The sequence below is a fragment of the Streptomyces sp. NPDC090022 genome (assembly GCF_044748145.1).
Taxonomy (GTDB): Bacteria; Actinomycetota; Actinomycetes; order Streptomycetales; family Streptomycetaceae; genus Streptomyces.
The window spans coordinates 71,098-88,030 of sequence record NZ_JBIVFN010000026.1 but is presented as its reverse complement, the minus strand read 5'-3'; the positions used below and the strand labels follow the sequence as shown (position 1 = coordinate 88,030).

At 73.3% G+C, this 16,933-nt stretch carries 11 protein-coding genes and 2 pseudogenes; 6 read left to right on the top strand and 7 right to left on the bottom strand.

Translation table 11 applies throughout. The features are described from left to right. Positions 1-331 precede the first annotated feature (331 nt). Entirely contained in the window at positions 332-1,195 is an 864-nt protein-coding gene (locus ACIPXB_RS31200) for an RICIN domain-containing protein (protein ID WP_401455277.1), read from the top strand. Positions 1,196-1,246: 51 nt separating this feature from the next. On the opposite strand, the gene ACIPXB_RS31195 is transcribed toward ACIPXB_RS31200, so the two are convergent. After that, a complete protein-coding gene (locus tag ACIPXB_RS31195; RefSeq protein WP_401455276.1) occupies positions 1,247-2,611 on the bottom strand; it encodes a family 43 glycosylhydrolase in 1,365 nt (454 codons plus the stop codon). A 376-nt stretch (positions 2,612-2,987) separates the two neighbouring features. On the opposite strand from ACIPXB_RS31195, the pseudogene ACIPXB_RS31190 reads away from it, so the two are divergent. Next, positions 2,988-3,173, top strand: a pseudogene (locus ACIPXB_RS31190) (CorA family divalent cation transporter); the annotation flags it as partial. A gap of 78 nt (positions 3,174-3,251) precedes the next feature. Next, positions 3,252-3,359, top strand: a pseudogene (locus tag ACIPXB_RS31185) (2-phosphosulfolactate phosphatase); the annotation flags it as partial. An 87-nt stretch (positions 3,360-3,446) separates the two neighbouring features. Here ACIPXB_RS31185 and ACIPXB_RS31180 read toward each other — a convergent pair. From ACIPXB_RS31180 to ACIPXB_RS31155, 6 genes are all read right to left on the bottom strand, one after another. Next, positions 3,447-3,671 carry a hypothetical protein gene (locus tag ACIPXB_RS31180; RefSeq protein ID WP_401455294.1) on the bottom strand — a complete coding sequence of 75 codons (225 nt, stop codon included), beginning with the start codon at positions 3,669-3,671 and terminating at the stop codon, positions 3,447-3,449. A 2-nt stretch (positions 3,672-3,673) separates the two neighbouring features. Then, positions 3,674-4,264 carry a serine hydrolase domain-containing protein gene (locus ACIPXB_RS31175; protein ID WP_401455274.1) on the bottom strand — a complete coding sequence of 197 codons (591 nt, stop codon included), beginning with the start codon at positions 4,262-4,264 and terminating at the stop codon, positions 3,674-3,676. 136 nt (positions 4,265-4,400) lie between these two features. Further along, positions 4,401-5,753: an alpha/beta fold hydrolase gene (locus ACIPXB_RS31170; protein ID WP_401455272.1), complete on the bottom strand. Its 1,353-nt coding sequence runs from the start codon at positions 5,751-5,753 to the stop codon at positions 4,401-4,403. Positions 5,754-5,916: 163 nt separating this feature from the next. Then, on the bottom strand, positions 5,917-7,491 hold the full coding sequence (locus ACIPXB_RS31165) for an alpha/beta fold hydrolase (RefSeq protein ID WP_401455270.1): 1,575 nt from the start codon (positions 7,489-7,491) through the stop codon (positions 5,917-5,919). A gap of 126 nt (positions 7,492-7,617) precedes the next feature. Then, positions 7,618-8,202, bottom strand: coding sequence for a TetR/AcrR family transcriptional regulator (locus ACIPXB_RS31160; RefSeq protein ID WP_401455268.1), 585 nt, complete (start codon positions 8,200-8,202; stop codon positions 7,618-7,620). A 369-nt stretch (positions 8,203-8,571) separates the two neighbouring features. Continuing rightward, positions 8,572-9,432, bottom strand: coding sequence for a hypothetical protein (locus ACIPXB_RS31155; protein ID WP_401455266.1), 861 nt, complete (start codon positions 9,430-9,432; stop codon positions 8,572-8,574). Between the two features lie 428 nt (positions 9,433-9,860). On the opposite strand from ACIPXB_RS31155, the gene ACIPXB_RS31150 reads away from it, so the two are divergent. The 3 genes from ACIPXB_RS31150 to ACIPXB_RS31140 are packed head-to-tail and all read left to right on the top strand — an operon-like array spanning position 9,861 to position 16,919. Then, positions 9,861-10,379 (top strand): sigma-70 family RNA polymerase sigma factor, encoded by a 519-nt coding sequence (locus ACIPXB_RS31150; RefSeq protein WP_401455264.1) that lies wholly within the window; start codon positions 9,861-9,863, stop codon positions 10,377-10,379. Next, on the top strand, positions 10,376-12,298 hold the full coding sequence (locus tag ACIPXB_RS31145; RefSeq protein ID WP_401455262.1) for a hypothetical protein: 1,923 nt from the start codon (positions 10,376-10,378) through the stop codon (positions 12,296-12,298). Before ACIPXB_RS31150 ends, ACIPXB_RS31145 begins: the two co-directional genes overlap by 4 nt. Before the next feature lie 19 nt (positions 12,299-12,317). Beyond that, positions 12,318-16,919 (top strand): FtsK/SpoIIIE domain-containing protein, encoded by a 4,602-nt coding sequence (locus ACIPXB_RS31140; RefSeq protein WP_401455261.1) that lies wholly within the window; start codon positions 12,318-12,320, stop codon positions 16,917-16,919. Positions 16,920-16,933: the final 14 nt, after the last annotated feature.

Genomic DNA, 16,933 nt, shown 5'->3' with positions numbered 1-16,933 from the left:
GGGCAAGGGCGTCAGGACTCCATGCCGATACGGGCCGGTTCAGGCCGTGGCGGTGAAGGCTGCGAAGCCCTGGAGACTGGGGAGGGAGGGATGGTTCGGTCACCCTCGGTGACACCCGCGCCGGAGATGCGGGGCCGCGATGCGGCGCCTGCAAGGGCTGCGGGGCCGGACGAGAAGGAGTCTGCGGGCGGCGATGCGGCCAGGGCAAGGCTGTCCCGTTTGCTTCACCGATGTCGGGATCCCTAAGGTTCTGACCTGCTGGGACATGACCATCCCGGGACATGAAGCGGCCTGCGGAGCATCAGTGTGCGGCCGTCGGAAGGGGGCGAACGTGGCAGGCCTCGACGGACCGCACGGCAGTGCGGCGCAGCAGCTGGGGAGTGCGCTGAAGGCTTTGCAGCGGCGATCCGGTCGCACGCTGCGGTCACTGGAATCCGAGGTGATGATCAGTGATTCGTCACTCTCGCGCTACTTGCGGGGCAGCACGGTCCCGCCGTGGTCGACCGTCCGCGACCTGTGCCGGGCCTTGGGCGCGGACCCCTCTGAGTACCGCGCCCTGTGGGAGGCGGCGGACCGGTGCCAGCCGAAACCGCCCTCGGACGCGGGGCCGTCCGCCGGTACGGAGGACCGGTGGCGCCGTTGGCGGCGTACGGCCGGTCTCTGGGTATCGCACCGCTGGGTGTGGGCCGCGGGCGGTGCGTGCGTCGGCATGTTGTGCGGCGGCGCTCTGGCGTTGTTCGGTCCGTGGCCGGCGGGTTCCGCACCCGGGCAAGGCGCACCGGGTCGGCAGGCGACGTCCCCCAAGGCGGTCGGAAAGGCCGGACCGCGGCTCGACGACTACAGCCGGATCTTCGTCAACCGGGTCACGGGCAACTGTCTGGACCACAGCCTCGACAAGGGCCTGCGTTCCTTCGAGCCCAACGGACTGAGCTACCAGAGGTGGACGGTCCACCCGTATCCCGACGGCACCAGCGAACTGCGCAACCACGCCACCGGCGCCTGCCTGGACAGCGGCGACTCCGCGCTGCAGGGCGCGTCCTGCAGCAAGGCCGCCACACAGAAGTGGGTGGTCACACCCCTGACTGACGCATCGGTAGAGATCAAGAGCCAGACCGCCGGAGCCTGTCTGGACGACAGCGACCAGGGGCTGCGAGCCGTGCCCTGCGACGGCTCGAATCACCAGAAGTGGGGCTGACGCTGTGGAGGGTCCGCCGCGGACCCTCCACCCGCATCAGCTGAGGCAGCATCAAGCCACTTCGACGGAGTCGAGTTCCGCGTAGTAATCGCCCTTGGTCAGGCGTACGGTGTTCCAGCCCCGGCGCAAGGAGACAGGCACGCTCGCCTGCTGCCAGTTGTCCCATCCGGTGTACGGATAGTCCACCCGCCCGTCGGCCGGGGCCTGCCCGTTGACGGTGAGGCTGTGGGAGGCCGGTACTGGCCTGTCGGCGCCGTCCCGGGAACCGTTGCCGTAACGGACCGTCAGCGTGTGCGGTCCCGCCGAGGCGGCGAAGACGGAGAACTCGACGAAGCTGTCGGGGTGGTCGATCCCGCCGACCGCCCGACCGTCGAGGGCCTCTGCCGCATCACGGACGACCGCCCGGTGCACCCGTGCGCTCTCCGCCTGATGGAGTACCTTGCTGCCGCGGACGACCGGACGGCCGTCCGCGAAGCCGAGGTCGGCCGCGTACAGGAAGCGTCGCTCGGGGCCGTCATGACTCCAGCCGTGGAAGAGGATCCGGTCCTGCCCGTCCGGACCGGTCACGACATCCTGCCCTCCGGGGCCGCGGACCGCGCCGCCGAAAGACTCGGTGGACATCAGCGGCGCCGTCGCCTTGACGTAGGGGCCGGTCAGCCGAGTGGCCACCGCGTAGCTCGTCTTGTAGTGGTGGTCGCCGTAGAAGTCGGCCGAGTAGAACAGCACGTAGCGGCCGTCGCGGCGCACGAGGGTCGGGGCCTCGACCAGTTTCCCCTCCCACTCGCGGTCCTGCCCGATCAAAGCGACGGGCTCTCCCGTCGTACGGGTGCCGTCCCAGGAGACGGGCTGCAGGTAGATCCGGGTGGCCAGCTCGCAGCAATTCCCGTCGTTCTTCCAGAGCAGGTACCGCCGGCCGTCCTCCGTGTGGCTCGCGGCGTCGATGGCGCCCCCCTGCTCGGCCGGGCAGACCAGCGGTCCCTCGCCGGTGGGCAGGAACGGGCCGTCGGGTGAGGACGAGAGGGCGACACCGATGCACTGCTTGCCGCTTGCCCGGTCGCGAGCGGTGTAATGCATGGTGAATCCACGCCCGTTGGCGAATACCTCCGGCGCCCACACGAGCGAACGCGTCGGCTCCGCCCAGTTCCCGAGGCGGGGCAGGGGGTCCGTCTCGGCCGGGGACCAGTGGACCAGGTCCGTGGACGTGGCGTGCTGGATGTTCGCCGTCTCACCGTTGGTCGCGTAGGCGTGGTAGGTACGGCCCACCTTCACGACATCCGGATCGGGGAAGTTCCGGCCCAACACCGGCCCCGCCGTGTCGGCTCCGGCGGGCGGCGCAGCGAGGAGGCATGCGGCGAGCAATCCGGTGGCCGTGACGGCGACCGACCTCCAGAACCGGGGTACGACTGTGGGGAACACCTGTCTTCTCCTTGAGCCCGAGGAGTTGCATGCGAGGAGGCTGCGCCGTCCGTTTCGATGGACTAACGCCCTGAACAGCGACCGGTTGCGGAAGCCGGGGAGTTGGCCGCTCTGACGATTTCGGATGCGCAAGCGAAGCCCTCGCCGACGAGCGTGTCCCGCGACCGCCGGCACACTGCCGGCCGACGGCAATCCGTCTTCAGAGGCCGCTTCGGCTGGGGAGGATCTGGAGAGAACGCGGGCCTGCTGGGGAGCGCCCGGGGAGAATCGACCACACAAACGGGCAGCACTGCGAAAGGGCCGGAAAGGCGGATCGTTGCAGGTCGGACAGCCCGTGCAGGCAATGTCCGCAGGTCAGCGGTGTGAGGGTGACGACTTCAAGAAGATCTCCTCGTGGGCCGCCATCCTCTTCGCCCCCACCCTGGTCGGCACCATCTACGGCATGAACTTCGAGGTGATGCCGGAACTCCATTGGGCGGGCGGGTATCCCTTCGCCATCCTCCTGATGGCGGTGGTCTGCACGAGCCTGTACGTGATCTTCAAGAAGCGCGACTGGCTGTAGAGCACACCTCGACACCCTTGACCGACAGCTCCCCGCCACGCCGGCCACTGCGTCGGCCGTTCGATTCGCGTGGCGGTTGACGTCGCACTCTGTCTTGAGCTCGACCGGTTTCCCTTCGCCATGGTGGCGACCCCGGAAGACTCCCTCATGGTCCTCCGTCCGTGCGCCGTGCCTTCGCCGGCCGACGGAGTGAGGGGCCAGGCTCACGCGATCCTGGCCGAGTACCGGGATCAGTACGGCATCCAGGGGCGGCGGGCGAGGCGGGTCCGTGTGTCACTTGGTCCAGATGTCCAGCAGGCGGTTCGCCACGCGGAGGCTGTCGGGGGGTTCGGTGTTGCACGTGACGGCGACCGCGGTGGTGCGGTCCGGACTCACCTTGAAGGCGCTGTGGAAGCCCTCCCAGTCGCCCCGGTGCACCAGGCTCCGGTCGGGCAGGAGGAGGATGCCGGCCCCGTACCGGCCCTCCTCGCCGCCGCGCGCACGCAGGACGTCGCCCACGTTCACCGCTCCCTGCGTGACCCCGTCTCCGTACTGCGTCCAGGGGGAGGACCGGGGGGGGTGAAGGAGCCGTCCTTCTCCTCGTACGACCTCGCCTTGCCGGGAACGTCCGCCGCCGGGGCCAAGGCCATGCGCCGACGCAGCGGGTCGAAGAACTCCTGCTGGACGAACGTGGCGAACGGCTTGCCGCTGACCCTTTCGACGGCATGGGCCCGCAGGACGTAGTTCGAGTGGGAGTAGGAGAAGCGCCGGCCGGACGGGTCCGCGGGCCGCGTGGCGAGGATGGCCTTGACGGCGTCCTGCTGGCCGGCCGGGTCCGTCAGCTCGACGCCCTTGGCGTGCAGCAGCTCTTCGTAGTCGGGGATGCCGCTGGTGTGGTGCATCAGGTCGGCCGGCGTGACATTCCGGGTCCAGGCGGGCGGCCGGTCGAGGTGGGCGGACAGGGGGTCGTCGAGTGCGAGCCGGTGCCGGCCGGCCAGCAGGAGGATGGCGTCGGCCGTGAACTGTCTGGAGTTGGACGCGATGTCGAAGACCGTCGCCGGCGTGATGGCCCGCCCGGCCGCCAGGTCGGCCTTCCCCGCCCCGCCTCCCACACGACGTCCCCGCGCCTGCCGACCGCGGCCGAACAGCCCGGGCCGTCGGCGGAGGGCACCAGTTCCCGGAGCATCTGCGTGCTGCGCCGCTCGCGGTCGTCGCCGGCCGCGTGGGCCGGCGGGTTGACGACACCGCTCAGTACGGCCACCACCACGGCGCCCGCGGCGGCACGCGACGAAACCGTCCGTTCCGTCTGCGTCGCCTCTCCTTCGTTTCGCCTGGGCCAGTCTCGAAGGCCGGGGGCTCGATGTCCTTGAGGCAGTCGGTGTCCGGGGCCGTGGGGATGTCGCTGCGGGTGACGTCCCGGACCGACCGCGGGACCGCGGGGATGTTCCGGACGCCGCAGTCCGGCCGGACGAAGGTGAGCTGGGGGGCCTGGGCCAGTACGGAGCGGGGGAACGCGGGGAACGCCTCCCGGCCGCTGCGCACGATGTCCGCCCCGGTCTCGTACGGCACCCACTCGCCGCAGAAGACGCCGTACTCGAGGCCGTGGGAGATGTGGCCGAAGGTCTGCGGGTCGGGCTTGGCGCCCGCCCCCTGCTCGGCGATCCGCTGCGGTCTGCCGTGGGCCAGTTCGTCGAGGGAGCGGGGGACGCCGGGGGCGACGTGGGTGGCGGTGGTCATCCCGTTCACGAGGGCTCCGCCGTCCAGGACGGCCTCGACCGGGTGCGGGCTGCCGGAGGGCGTGACGGTGGTGGTGACCGGCTCTGCGTCGAGCCGGCGCACCAGTGTGTCGAAGGTGGCGGGCAGGTTCGGGTAGCGGCGGTTGCATGCCGGCTGCTCCGCGCAGGCCTGGAACAGGCTGTTGATGCCCTGCCGGGCGCTGCTCCAGGTCAGCGCCAGTCCCGCCCTGGACGGTGGCAGGATGCCGTCGAGGCCGACCGAGCGGATCCCTTCGGGATGGTCGCGCATGGAGACGAGCGCCAGGTGGGTGCCGTAGGAGATGCCGAACACGTTCCATGGCGGGATGCCCAGGGTGCGGCGCAGGCCGGCGAGGTCGGCCGCGCTCTCGATGTCGTTGTACGCGGCGAGGTCGGTGCCGCGGCCGGCCAGTTGGTCGCGGCAGCTCCGGGTCGCTTCGACGTGCGCGCGCTCGGTGGACGGCGCGTAGGAGACGAGGCCGACGGCGCGCGCTTCGAACTCGTCGATGGTGCGGCAGGTGAGCGCCGGGTCGGCCGAGTAGGTGCCGCGCTGGGACATGAGGATCACGTCCCGGTCGCGGTTCAGGCCGCCGTCGACGGCCCTCGTCGCCGCCCAGACGGCATTGTCGCCGGGGCCGCCCGCGAGCCGCACGATCGGGTCGGGCTTCGGCGTGCTCGCGGCGGCCGGGACGATCACGACGCCGAGCCTGATCGTTCGGCCGCCCGAGCCGCCCGGCCCCGCGCGGTTCTCGGGCACGGTCAGCGTGCCGCAGCGGGCGTCCTTCAGCGCGGCGATCGGCTCCGGGGTCTTCGGGCAGGGGCCCGGCTCGTAGCGGGCGTCGCCCACGGTGCGGGCGACCGTACCGGTCGCCGCCCCCGGTGTCTCCCTCCCGCGCGCTCGCGGGTGCCGCGAGCAGGCCGGTGACGAGGATCGCGGTCGCCGCCGCGGCCGGTCCAGCGCGCAGTCTTCATATGCGGGGACGTGCGCGACGTGCCATCTGTTCTCCCGGTCACTTCGGGGTGATCGTGAACGGTTTCCAGTCGAGGTGCGTCACGCACGCCGTGTCGGGGGTGGTCGGGCGGGTGAGGAAGGACGCGAGCACCTTCTGGGCGCAGGGCGACTGCGGGACCACCCAGTGCCCGATGCCGGGAACCTGGACGGTGGTCGAGTCGGGCAGTGTGCGGGCCGTCCTGCGCGCCCAGCTCGCGCCGGTCTTCATGTCGCCCGTCCCGTTGATGAAGAGCGTCGGCACCGTGCTGACGGGGGCCACCCGCTGCGTGGCGGTGCGGTCCGGGACGTCCCACACGCGGCACACCTGTTCCTGGAAGGCCAGTTGGGGTGCCTGGGCCAGGACCTCCTCCGGCCAGTCGGGGAACGCCTTGCGGCCCGCCTCCAGCACGTCGGACGCCGTGTGGTCCGGCACCCATTCGGCGCACACCACCGAGTGCGTCAGACCATGGGCGGTCTGGCCGAGGACCTGCGCGGAACCGGCGGCGCGGGCCCGGGCGAAGCGTTCCGGGCGGCCACGCCCGAGTTCGTCGATCGCCGCCGGGACGTCGGCGAACGGAATCGCCTTGGCGACCAGCAGGTTCACCAGCGCGCCGCCGTCGAGGACGACCTTCACCGGGGCTCCGCCCTGTGGCGGCCTGGCGTTCAGGGTCAGCGGCCGGGCCTCCAGCTCGCGCACCTGCTCGTTCAGGGTGCGCTCCAGGTCCGGGTAGCGGCTCTTGCAGCGGGGCTCCGCCGCGCAGGCCGCGTAGAGGTTCTCGAGGCCCTCCCGGGCGCCGGACCAGGCGAAGGGCAGGGAGACGTACTGCCCGGGGGCGATGGAGTCGAGCGCCACCGCGCGGATCCCCCGGGGGTGCAGGCGCAGGTAGGTCATGGCCAGGTTGCTGCCGTACGAGTGCCCGTAGACGTTCCACTGCGCGATGCCCAGCGCCGTGCGCAGGTCGGCGAAGTCGGCGGCGTTCTCAGTGCTGTTGTAGGCACCGAGGTCGGTTCCGCCGGCCGTCAGGCGGTCCCGGCACCGCTGCACCGCGTCGAGCATGAGCCGCTGCGTGTGCGGTGCGTAGGAGGGGAGCCCCACGGACGTGGCGGAGAAGCGGTCCAGCTCCGGGCAGGCGAGGTCGGGCGTGTCGTAGCGGTTGCCGCGCTGGGCCATGACGATGAGATCGCGGTCCCGGTTCAGGCCGGAGGAGACCAGGAACGGGATGTCGTCGAAGACCTCGCCACCGGGGCCGCCCGCCATGAACACCACGGGGTCCTGGGCGGGCTTCGCCGAGGTGGCCGGGATGACCGCCACGGCCAGCCGGATGGTCCGGCCGCCGGGACGGGCGCGGTTCTCGGGGACTTCCAGGACTCCGCACCGGGCGGTGGCCAGCGCTTCGATCGGCTCGGGCGCCGTCCTGGGGCAGGGGCCCGGCACGAAGCGTGATCCGGCTGCCGCGCCGGTGAGGGAGACGGGTGCGGTAGCGGTCGGGGGCGCGGGTGCGGGATTTCGCGGTACGGCGTCCGGCGCCATCGGCAGGAGTGCCAGCAGGGCCCCGGCGGCTGCCCAGCCGTTGCGGAAGCGGTGCTCTGCCATACGATCCGTTCCTCTGCCGAAGGGCGGCCGACCCGCCGGGCGACGCCGCGGCGGTATGGGCGGAACGTGCGTATTCGACCTTACCGACCGGCCCGGGTGCGCGCACACGGTCCGGCGCGGCCGCCGTCACCCATGGCCGCCGGGCAGGGGCATCAGGCGGTAGAAGACCGTGGCCACCAGGTCGCGGGCGTACCGGGCGTCCAGGAGGCCGGGGCGGAAGAGGACGCGGTACATCATCGGGGCCACGACGTGGTCCATCACGATGTCGGTTCCGGGCGCGTGCTCGCCACGCCGCGCGGCGCGTTCGAGGATGGTGTCCACCTGCTCGACGGCGTACGCGGAGCACCGGCCGGCGCCGTCGCCGTCCGGGTCGCCGGCGAGGGCGTCGCGGAGGTACGACCGGCCCGCCGGCGAGGACATCTCCTCGAGGAAGGCGACGGCCCAGTGCTCCAGGTCCTCGCGCAGGCCGCCGAAGTCGGCCGGGGGCGTCTCGGGCCGCAGCCGCTCGACGGCGACGTCCGCGAGGAGCTCCTGGAGGCCTCCCCAGCGCCGGTAGATCGTCGACGGGGTCACACCGGCCCGCCCCGCCACGAGGGGGATGGTGAGGGCCGCGCGGCCCCGTTCCGCCTGGAGCTCGCGGACGGCCGCGTGCACCGACTGCTGGACCCGGGCGCTGCGGCCTCCGGGTCGCACGGCTGGCTGGGGACTCATGGATCCAGCTTAAAGCTCATTCGTTGCGGGGCGAGTCAGGTCATGCGACGGGGCCTCCCCGGGATGGGACGGCGGACTGCTTGATCACGCGGGGGAGCGGCAGCGGACATCGTCCACAAAAACAAAGAATGCGCGTTAGCGGCTCGGGGTATCTCGTGGACCGTTCCCCGTCCCCCACTTCCCGCCGCCGACGGCGGGCCGGATCGTCACCCGAAATGACCCGACACGGCCCGGCGGGAGTTTCGGTTCACCGGTTCCGGCACGAATGTGCGACGTCGTATCGAGCGGAACAGAAATGCGGCAAATTATCCTGGCATTCCCAGCCGTCACATGACGGAAATCGCGAACCGTACGTGGACACCCGGAACTTCAGACCGTGAACCGTACGGCTTCCAGCCACAGGTTGTCGTCGAGCGTGCCGCCGAAGATGTAGTTGCCGGGTGCCTGGCCCCGCGGTTCGTCGCACGCCAGGCCGCCCCATCCGTGGCCGCGGACGGCGGCGTTCTGGCAGACTGCGCCGTCACCGACATTGATGACGAATCCCAGCATGTACGGATAGTCCTTCGCGGTGCCGCCGATGTAGTTGTCGATGCCGTCGGCCACACCGTTCCACGGGGTCTTCCAGTGCTCCTTGTATACGAAGGCGTTGGCGGCCGTGCCCTTCGTGCCCGACACCGCGATGTTGAGGGCCTTGATCCTTCTGCTCTGGCCCTCCGTGCCGGCCGTGGCGCCGTCGCACACCGCCTTCTGCCAGCCGATCCCCTCGACGTAGGCCCGGTAGCAGATGTGCCGCCCGGGTTCCCGCGCGGCGAGCCGGGACACGGCGACCGCGGCCGTGTCCGGCGCGAGTGCCGGCGGCGCCGGCGCGACGGGCGCGGCCTTGGGTGCCGCGCCGTTCGCGGCCGGGGGCTGCTGCTGCGGCGCGGGCGCGGCCTGTGGCGCAGCGGCGGGCGGCTGGGTCTTCACCTCCGCCTCCGGAGTGGCCGAAGGCGTCGGCGTGGCGCTCGGCGCGGGCCGCTCGGCGGGGGCGGCGGACGGCGCGGGCGCGCGGAACGCCTCGGGAGTCGGGGACTGCGTGGCCATCGGCGGGATGTCGCGCACGGCGGCCGCCTCGCTGCTTTTCCCGAACTCCAGGCCGCCGCTGCCGGCCAGGGACGCGGTCAGGGTGAGCGGGACCGTCACCGCGGCCGTCCAGCCCAGCGTGGCCCAGACCCGGCGTCCGGGGGTCATACCGCGGGGGGCGCGGACCGGGCGGCGGCGGAACGCTTCCGCGAAGGAAGGGGAGGAGGGGGAGGAAGGGGAAGGGGAGGAAAGGGAGGAGGAAGGGGGGGTCGGTGAGGGGGACGAGGGCGGTTTCGGGGTGCCGGGCTGCGGGGTCATGGTCCTGTGGCTCCAGTCGGGTGGTCGCGGAGCGGGGCGTGGGCGGGGCGGGAGGTTCGCGGGGCCGCCGGCAGCTGGGGCGCGGGCGGCCCGTGCCGCCAGATTAACCACTCACGATACGGGCCGGTTTCTTGATCTCGCGAGAATCTGAGCTTTCCCTGAGCATCAACCCGCTTTCCCTGTTCTATCTTGACTGCGTGTCGCCGAGAACTGACTCTGCGGGAGCGGGAATTCTTCATCAATCCGGTTTGCCGCATCCAGGGCGTTGGGGAGCAAAGATGATTGATGCTCATGGCACGTCCGATTCCGCCCCTCACATCCCTTCGGCCGAGCGCCACAGGGCGCTGCTGATGAGGTTCGCGAGCCGGTTGACCGACGGGGACCGGTACCGGGCGGAGGACATCGTCCAGGAGACCCTCCTGCGCGCCTGGAAGCGGCCGCCGGCCGCCGTCCCGGCCGGTGACGACGAGCGACTGCTCGCCTGGCTGTACACGGTGGCCCGCAACCTGGCGGTCGACATGCACCGACGGGACCGCGCCGTGCCGGTGGGCACCCTGCCGCCACAGCTGCTGAACCGCCCGGCGGACGGCGACATCGCCGACCGCGTGGTGGACCGGCAGGTGGTCCGCAGGGCGCTGGCCCGGCTGTCGGACGAGCACCGGGAGGTGGTCGTACGCGTCCACCTGTGCGATCGCCCCGGGCACGAGACCGCGCGGGAGATCGGGGTCTCGCCGGGGACCGTCAAGTCCCGTACCCACTACGCCCTGCGGGCCCTGCGGCGGGAGCTGGCGGCGTGACCACCTTCGACCCGGTCCGGTGGCTCGTCGACCACCGTGACGGGGTCATCCGGTGGACGGTCATCGTGTGCGTGGCCCTCCTGCTGTTCCTGCTGGTCCGGCACTTCGCCATGAAGCTGGGCGGCTGGCGGGCGGCATGGCGGCGCCTGACGAGGGAACTGGCCCTCACCGCGGCCGCGTTCGCCTCGCCGGTGCGGGCGTGGCTGCGCTACCGCCGGGTGCTGCGGATCCTGGTCCGGCGGCTCGGCGACCCGGAGAGCTGGCGTGACGCCGAACGGGCCCTGGCCGCCGCCCGGTTGGCGGCCGCGCCCGCCCGTCCGTACGCCGTCCTGGTCGACGACGGTGAGGTCACCGTTCTGCTGGCCGGACGAACGGTGCCGTCGCCCGTGGAACCCTGGGAGGCCGACGAGGACCTCCCCGACCAGTGGACGGCCCGCCGGGCGGACCTCCCGGCGGTCGTCCCGGCGGTCGGCGGCCCGGCGGTCGGCGGCCCGGCGGTCGGCGGCCCGGCATCCGGCCCGGCGAACCTCCGGGCGGACGTCCAGGCGGCCGTCTCCGCGCTCGCCCCGGAGGCGGGCCTGAGCCGGCCGGTCGTCGTGGCGATCGGCGCGGAGGACGGGTCCGCCGGACGCTGCGCCTTCCTGGACCTGATGTCGGGGCCGCCGACCCTGGCGCTGGACGGCGACCGGCGGGCCCGCGCGGCGCTGCTGCCGGCCCTGGGCGCGCAGTTGGGCGTACGGCTGCCGCCGGGACTGGTGATCGTGGCGGACGGGGTGCTCCGCGACTTCGCGGGCGAGCCGGTGCGCGAGGCGTACCGGAGGGCGAAGGACACCCCGACGCGGCTGGGCACGCCGCCGTTCCTGGTGGCGCCGGAGCTGCCGGACCCGCTGCCGCCGGAGCTGGCGGGGCCGCCGGAGGCGGTCCCGGCGACGCGGATCCTCGTTCTGGGGTCCGGACGCGGGTACGTACGCCGCCTGTACTCCGACGGGCACGGCCAACTTGCGCTGCAGGGGACGCCGTTGCTGCTGATGGCGCACGCGCTGCCGCAGGCGGTGGCCCGCACGCTGAAGCGGATCCCGCCGGTGCACCCGCCCGCGCCGACGACCGACGGGGTACGGGGCCTGTTCGAGGAGGACGACGTCCCGCTCGGCGGGCTCGCCGCGGAACAGGACCCGGACGAGGGCATCCCGACGACGGCCCCGGCCCGCACGGCCGAGACGTCCGCCGTGGCCACGGCCACGTCCACCGAGGGGGTGGTGGCCTCGGCGGCCACCCCGCTCCCGTCGCCGGCTCCGTCGCCGCGCCCCGTGCACCCTGCGCCGGGCGACGTCCCGGCCCCCGGAACCGGGCAGGCCCCGGCCGCGCCCGACGCGTCCGCCACCCCGGACCCCGACGCCGGCCCCCTGCCAGGCCCGACCCCCGAGCCGGCCTCGGACGGGCAGGAGGAGCCGGAGGGACCTGAGGAGCCGAGGGAGCCGAGGGAGCCGAAGGAACCATTCGAGCCGGACGGACCGGACGGGCCGGACCAGCCGGACGGGGCACGGCATCCCCGTGCTGCCGGACCCGACGGCGGAGACCCCAGCGCCGACGCCGGGGACCCTCGCGCCGACGGCGACGTGCCCGTGATCTGGGCCGGCTCCGACTCCGACCCGGGTCGCTGGACCGGTCTGGCCGGCCCCGGGCAGGACGCCCGGGCCGTCGCCGAGCGGCACGGTGAGGGACCCCACGGCGCCGCACCGGCCACCGACCCCTCCGACGCCCCCGCCCCCGCCCCCACCCCTGATCCCGACCCCGACAACGACCCCGGCCCCGAGCCCACCCCCACCGCCGACCCGGACACCGACCCGGACACCGACCCGGACGACGACCCCGATGCCGGGGTGCCCGCCGGGCCGGCCGGGGTGTCACCGCGTCGCTGACGTCACCGCAAGGAGTTCCGTGAGACTCACCCTCTCCACCGTCGACGTCCGCGGTCACCACGCGGATCACATGCTGGACCTCCCCGAGGGCGCCAACGTCGCCGCCCTCGGGGAGGCCCTGGGCGCCACCGAGCTCTACCTCGACGGCCGTCCGCTCAGCCCCGACCTCCCCGTTCGGGCCAGCGGACTGCGCGAGGGGTCGGTGGTCGGCCTCGGAGCCCCGGTACCGCCCCCGGCCGCGGGCTCCGAGGCCTGGCGGCCGCCCGCTTCCGACCCGGTCCTGGTCGAGGTCCGCCATGTCGGCGGGCCCGGCGCGGGCCGGGTCTGGCGGCTCGGCCCGGGCGCCCACGAGGCCGGCACCGACCGCGGCTGCGTGCTGCGCCTCGACGGCGGCGGGGCGCCCGCCCTCGGCACGTGGATCACCGTGGGCACCGACGGCCGGGTACGGATCCTGCTCCCCACCACCGACGACGACGCGGACGAGACCTGCGGTCTGCGCAGCCTCACCCCGCCGCCGCCCGTCGACCCCACCACCGGCACCCCGCTCACCGCCGAGGACCCCGCCGGACCCGAGGACGGCGGACCGGGCGGCCACACCCCCGAACCCGCCCCGCCCGGCCCCGACGGCAAACCCGAGGAACCGCCGCTCCCGCCGGCCGGCCGGCTCCCGGAGCTCGACGACGGATCGGTCGAGTGGCCGCCGTACGCCGACCTGTCCCTCGGTGACCATCTGCTGCGCCTGTGCCCGCCGTTCGAGGCCGACGCCGCCGTGAACACGGCCGCCGACGGCATCGGCGTCGAGTTCAACCGCCCGCCGCGCATCGCCCCGCACCTCGACGCCGAGTCCATGGCCATGCAGGGCCCGCCCGAGGACAACAGCAAGCGGCCCTTCCCGTTCCTCATGATGATCTCGCCGCTGATCATGGGCCTCGTCATGGTCTTCATGTTCCGCAGCCTCTACTTCCTGGTCTTCATCGTCCTGACGCCCCTGATGGGCCTCGGCAACTGGGTGACCTCCCGCCGGACCGGCCGCCAGCAGTACGAGGAGAACCTCCGGGTCTACCTCGTCCGCCGCGCCTGGCTGGAGCTGGAGATCCGGCAGGCCGCGCTGGAGGAACGGGAGCTGCGCGCCGAGTCCTTCCCCGACCCGGCGTCCCTGCGGCTGACCGCGACCGGCCCGGGCAAGGGCCTGTGGCAGCGCCGCCGCCGCGACCCCGATCACCTCACCCTGCGCCTGGGCACGCTCACCCGGGCCTCCCTCAAGCGCATCGACGACAGCGCCCGCGAGTCCAACCGCCGCAGGGTTCACTGGCGGCTCGCCGACGTCCCCTTCGGGGTGGAGCTCGCCCTGCACGGCGTGGTCGGTATCAGCGGTTCCGGAACCGCGCCGCGCCGCCTCGCCTGTTGGGCCGTCGCCCAGGCCGCCGTCCTGCACAGCCCGCGCGACCTGCGGATCGTCGTCCTCACCGACGACCAGCGCGCCGACGCCTGGAGCTGGGTGCGCTGGCTGCCGCACCTGCGGGGCGGCCGCCCCGGCGGCGCCGTCGTGAGCCTGGGCAACGACCCGGAGACCACCGCCCACCGGGTCAACGAGCTGATGGGCGAGATCCAGGCCCGCTCCGACGGCGACGCCTCCCCGATGCGCCACTTCCTCCAGCGGGAGCCGGACATCATGGTCGTCCTCGACGGGGCCCGCCGCCTGCGCGACGTCCCCGGCGTGGTCCACCTGCTGACCGCGGGCCCCGAGGTACGGGTGTTCAGCGTCTGCGTCGACGAGCGCGAACGGCTGCTCCCCGAGGAGTGCACCGTCGTCGTCACCACCCACGGCAACCGGCTCTCCGTCCGCGCCTCGGGCGTGCCCGAAGTGACCGACGTACGGGCCGACCTGGTCGAGAGGCGCTGGTGCGAGGAGGTGGCCCGGGCCCTGGCCCCGATCCGCGACGTCACCGTCGACGGCGACTCCGGGCTCCCCGACGACGTCCGGCTGCTGCCGATGATCGGCCACGAGCCCCCGGACCCGGCCGCGATCGTCAAGGCCTGGTCCCGCCGCCCGGCCTCGGCCGGCTTCGTCATCGGCTCCGGGTACGAGGGCCCGCTCACCCTGGACCTGGTCCGCGACGGCCCGCACGGGCTGATCGGCGGCACCACCGGCTCCGGAAAGTCGGAGCTGCTCCAGACGATGATCGCCTCGCTGGCCGCCGCCAACCGGCCGGACGAACTCGCCTTCGTCCTGGTCGACTACAAGGGCGGCAGCGCCTTCCGCGAATGCGACCGGCTGCCCCACACCCTCGGCATGATCACCGACCTCGACGGGCACCTGGTGCGCCGGGCCCTGGCCTCCCTCGACGCCGAACTGCGGCGCCGCGAGATCCTGCTGAACGAGGTCGAGGCCAAGGACCACCCGGAGTACCGGGCCAAGCGGGCCCGCAACCCGCAGCTGCCCGCCCTGCCCCGGCTCCTCATCATCATCGACGAGTTCGCGACCGTGGTCCGTGAACTGCCCGAGTTCGTCCCCGGGCTGATCAGCCTCGCCCAGCGCGGCCGTTCGCTCGGCCTGCACCTGTTCCTCGCCACCCAGCGGCCCGGCGGCGTCGTCAGCACCGAGATCCGCGCCAACACCAACCTGCGGATCGCGCTGCGCGTCATCGACCGGTCCGAGAGCCAGGACATCATCAACGCCCCCGAAGCGGCAGGGATTTCACCGAGCAACCCCGGGCGCGCCCTGGTCCGCCTCGGCTCGGCCGCGCCGATGCCGTTCCAGACCGCGTTCGTCGGTGCCGAGCGCGGTGGTGCGGGGGCCGGGGAGGCGGACGCCGGCGACCGGTTCGTCCGGCCGGTGCGCACCTCCGAGGTGACCTGGCAACGCCTGGGCCGGACGCCCGTGTTCACCGAATTCGCGGACGAGGACGGCGAATCCGCCGGCCTGCCCTCCCCCGAGGAGCTCCCGACCGACCTGCGGGCGCTCGTCGACGCCCTCATCGAGGCGACCGAGCGGCTCGACGACTACACCCCGCAGCCGAGCCCCTGGCTGCCCCCGATGGACGACCGGATCGCGCTGGACGAGCTGCCGCCCGTACCGGATCCCGAGGAGGGCGCCCTCCCGCTCGTGCCGTACGCCCTGTTCGACCTGCCCGAGCTCCAGGAGCGGCGGCTCGGCGCGATCGACTGGTCCGTCTTCGGGCACCTCTACGTCATCGGCGCCCCGCGCTCGGGCCGTACGCAGGTGCTGCGCACCATCGCCGGCGCCACCGCCATGGCCATCGGCAGCGACGACGTCCACCTGTACGGGATCGACGCGGCCGGCAGCGGACTGGCGGCGATGGAGGCCCTCCCGCACTGCGGGGCCGTGGTCTCCCGGCATGACACCGAGCGGCTGGAACGCCTGGTCACCCGCTTGATCAGCGAACTGACCATACGCCAGCGGCTGTTGTCCCAGTACGACTGCGCCGGCATCACCGAACTGCGCGCCAAGGTGTCGGCCGCCCGCCGCCCCGCGCACATCGTCCTGTTCATCGACGGCTGGGACGCGCTGAGCCAGCTCATCGACGACTACGACGGCGGCCGCGTCTACGCCGAGGTGGTGAGGCTGCTCCGCGAGGGCGTCGCGGCCGGCGTCCACGTCATCGCCACCTCCGAACGCGTCCTGCTCGGCGGCCGGGTCGCCCAGCACAACGACAAGCGGCTGCTGCTGCGGCAGGCCGACCCCAGCGACTACCACCTGGTCGGCATGGCGCGGGACAAGATCCCCGCCCATGTCCCGCCCGGCCGCGGCTGGCACGCGCCCGGCGGGATCGAGACCCAGATCGGGCTGCTGCCGACGGTCTCGGAGGACCGCCCGGACCAGGGTGACGCCCTGCGGGCGATCGGCAGGCGGACCACGGCACGGGACAGCGCGGTCGCACCCGCGCGCAGGCCCTTCCGGATCCGCGAGATGCCCGGCCTGATCGGCTTCCAGGAGGCCGTCGACCAGGTACCGAAGCAGCAACTGCGGCCGCTGTGGGCGCTGCTGGGCGTCGGCGGGGACGAAGTGGCGCCGATCGGGTACGACTTCCGCGACGGCGGCGGTTCGTTCATCGTGGCCGGCCCGCCGCGCACCGGCCGCAGCACCGCGCTCGCCGCGATGTCGGTGTCCCTGCTGCTGGGCGGCACCCAGCTGATCGTGATCACGCCGCGCGAGTCGCAGCTGCGGCGGCTGGCCGCCCATGACCTCGCGCACGTCTTCCGGGAGCCCGACCCGTCGCCGGAGGCGCTCACCGAGGCACTGGAGTCCTTCCGGGGCAAGCCGGTGGTCGTCGTCGTGGACGACGCGGACCTGCTGCTCGCCGCCGACGCCGACTCCGTGCTGCGCCAGGTGGCCGCGGCGGGCCGGGACCACATGCAGGGACTGCTGCTGTCCGGGCTGCCGGAGTCCATGCACTCCATGGGCTGGGTGGGCGTGGCCCGGCGGGCCCGGCGGGGGCTGCTGCTCGGCCCGAAGAGCGTCGGCGAGGGCGACATCATCGGCGCCCGGCTCTCCGGTGAGCAGATCCGCATGTCGCCGGGCCAGGGCCGGGGCTGGACGGCCGGAGAGAGCGGCGGCGCGGTCGCCGTACAGGTCCCGCTGACGGTCCTGGAGGGCTGACCCGCCGGGGGCCC

What these genes read in the sequence shown, in the direction of transcription:
- ACIPXB_RS31165 (WP_401455270.1), bottom strand. Translation starts at nt 7,491, where the DNA reads ATGGCAGAGCACCGCTTCCGCAACGGCTGGGCAGCCGCCGGGGCCCTG.
- ACIPXB_RS31160 (WP_401455268.1), bottom strand. Translation starts at nt 8,202, where the DNA reads ATGAGTCCCCAGCCAGCCGTGCGACCCGGAGGCCGCAGCGCCCGGGTC.
- ACIPXB_RS31155 (WP_401455266.1), bottom strand. Translation starts at nt 9,432, where the DNA reads ATGACCCCCGGACGCCGGGTCTGGGCCACGCTGGGCTGGACGGCCGCG.
- ACIPXB_RS31150 (WP_401455264.1), top strand. Translation starts at nt 9,861, where the DNA reads ATGATTGATGCTCATGGCACGTCCGATTCCGCCCCTCACATCCCTTCG.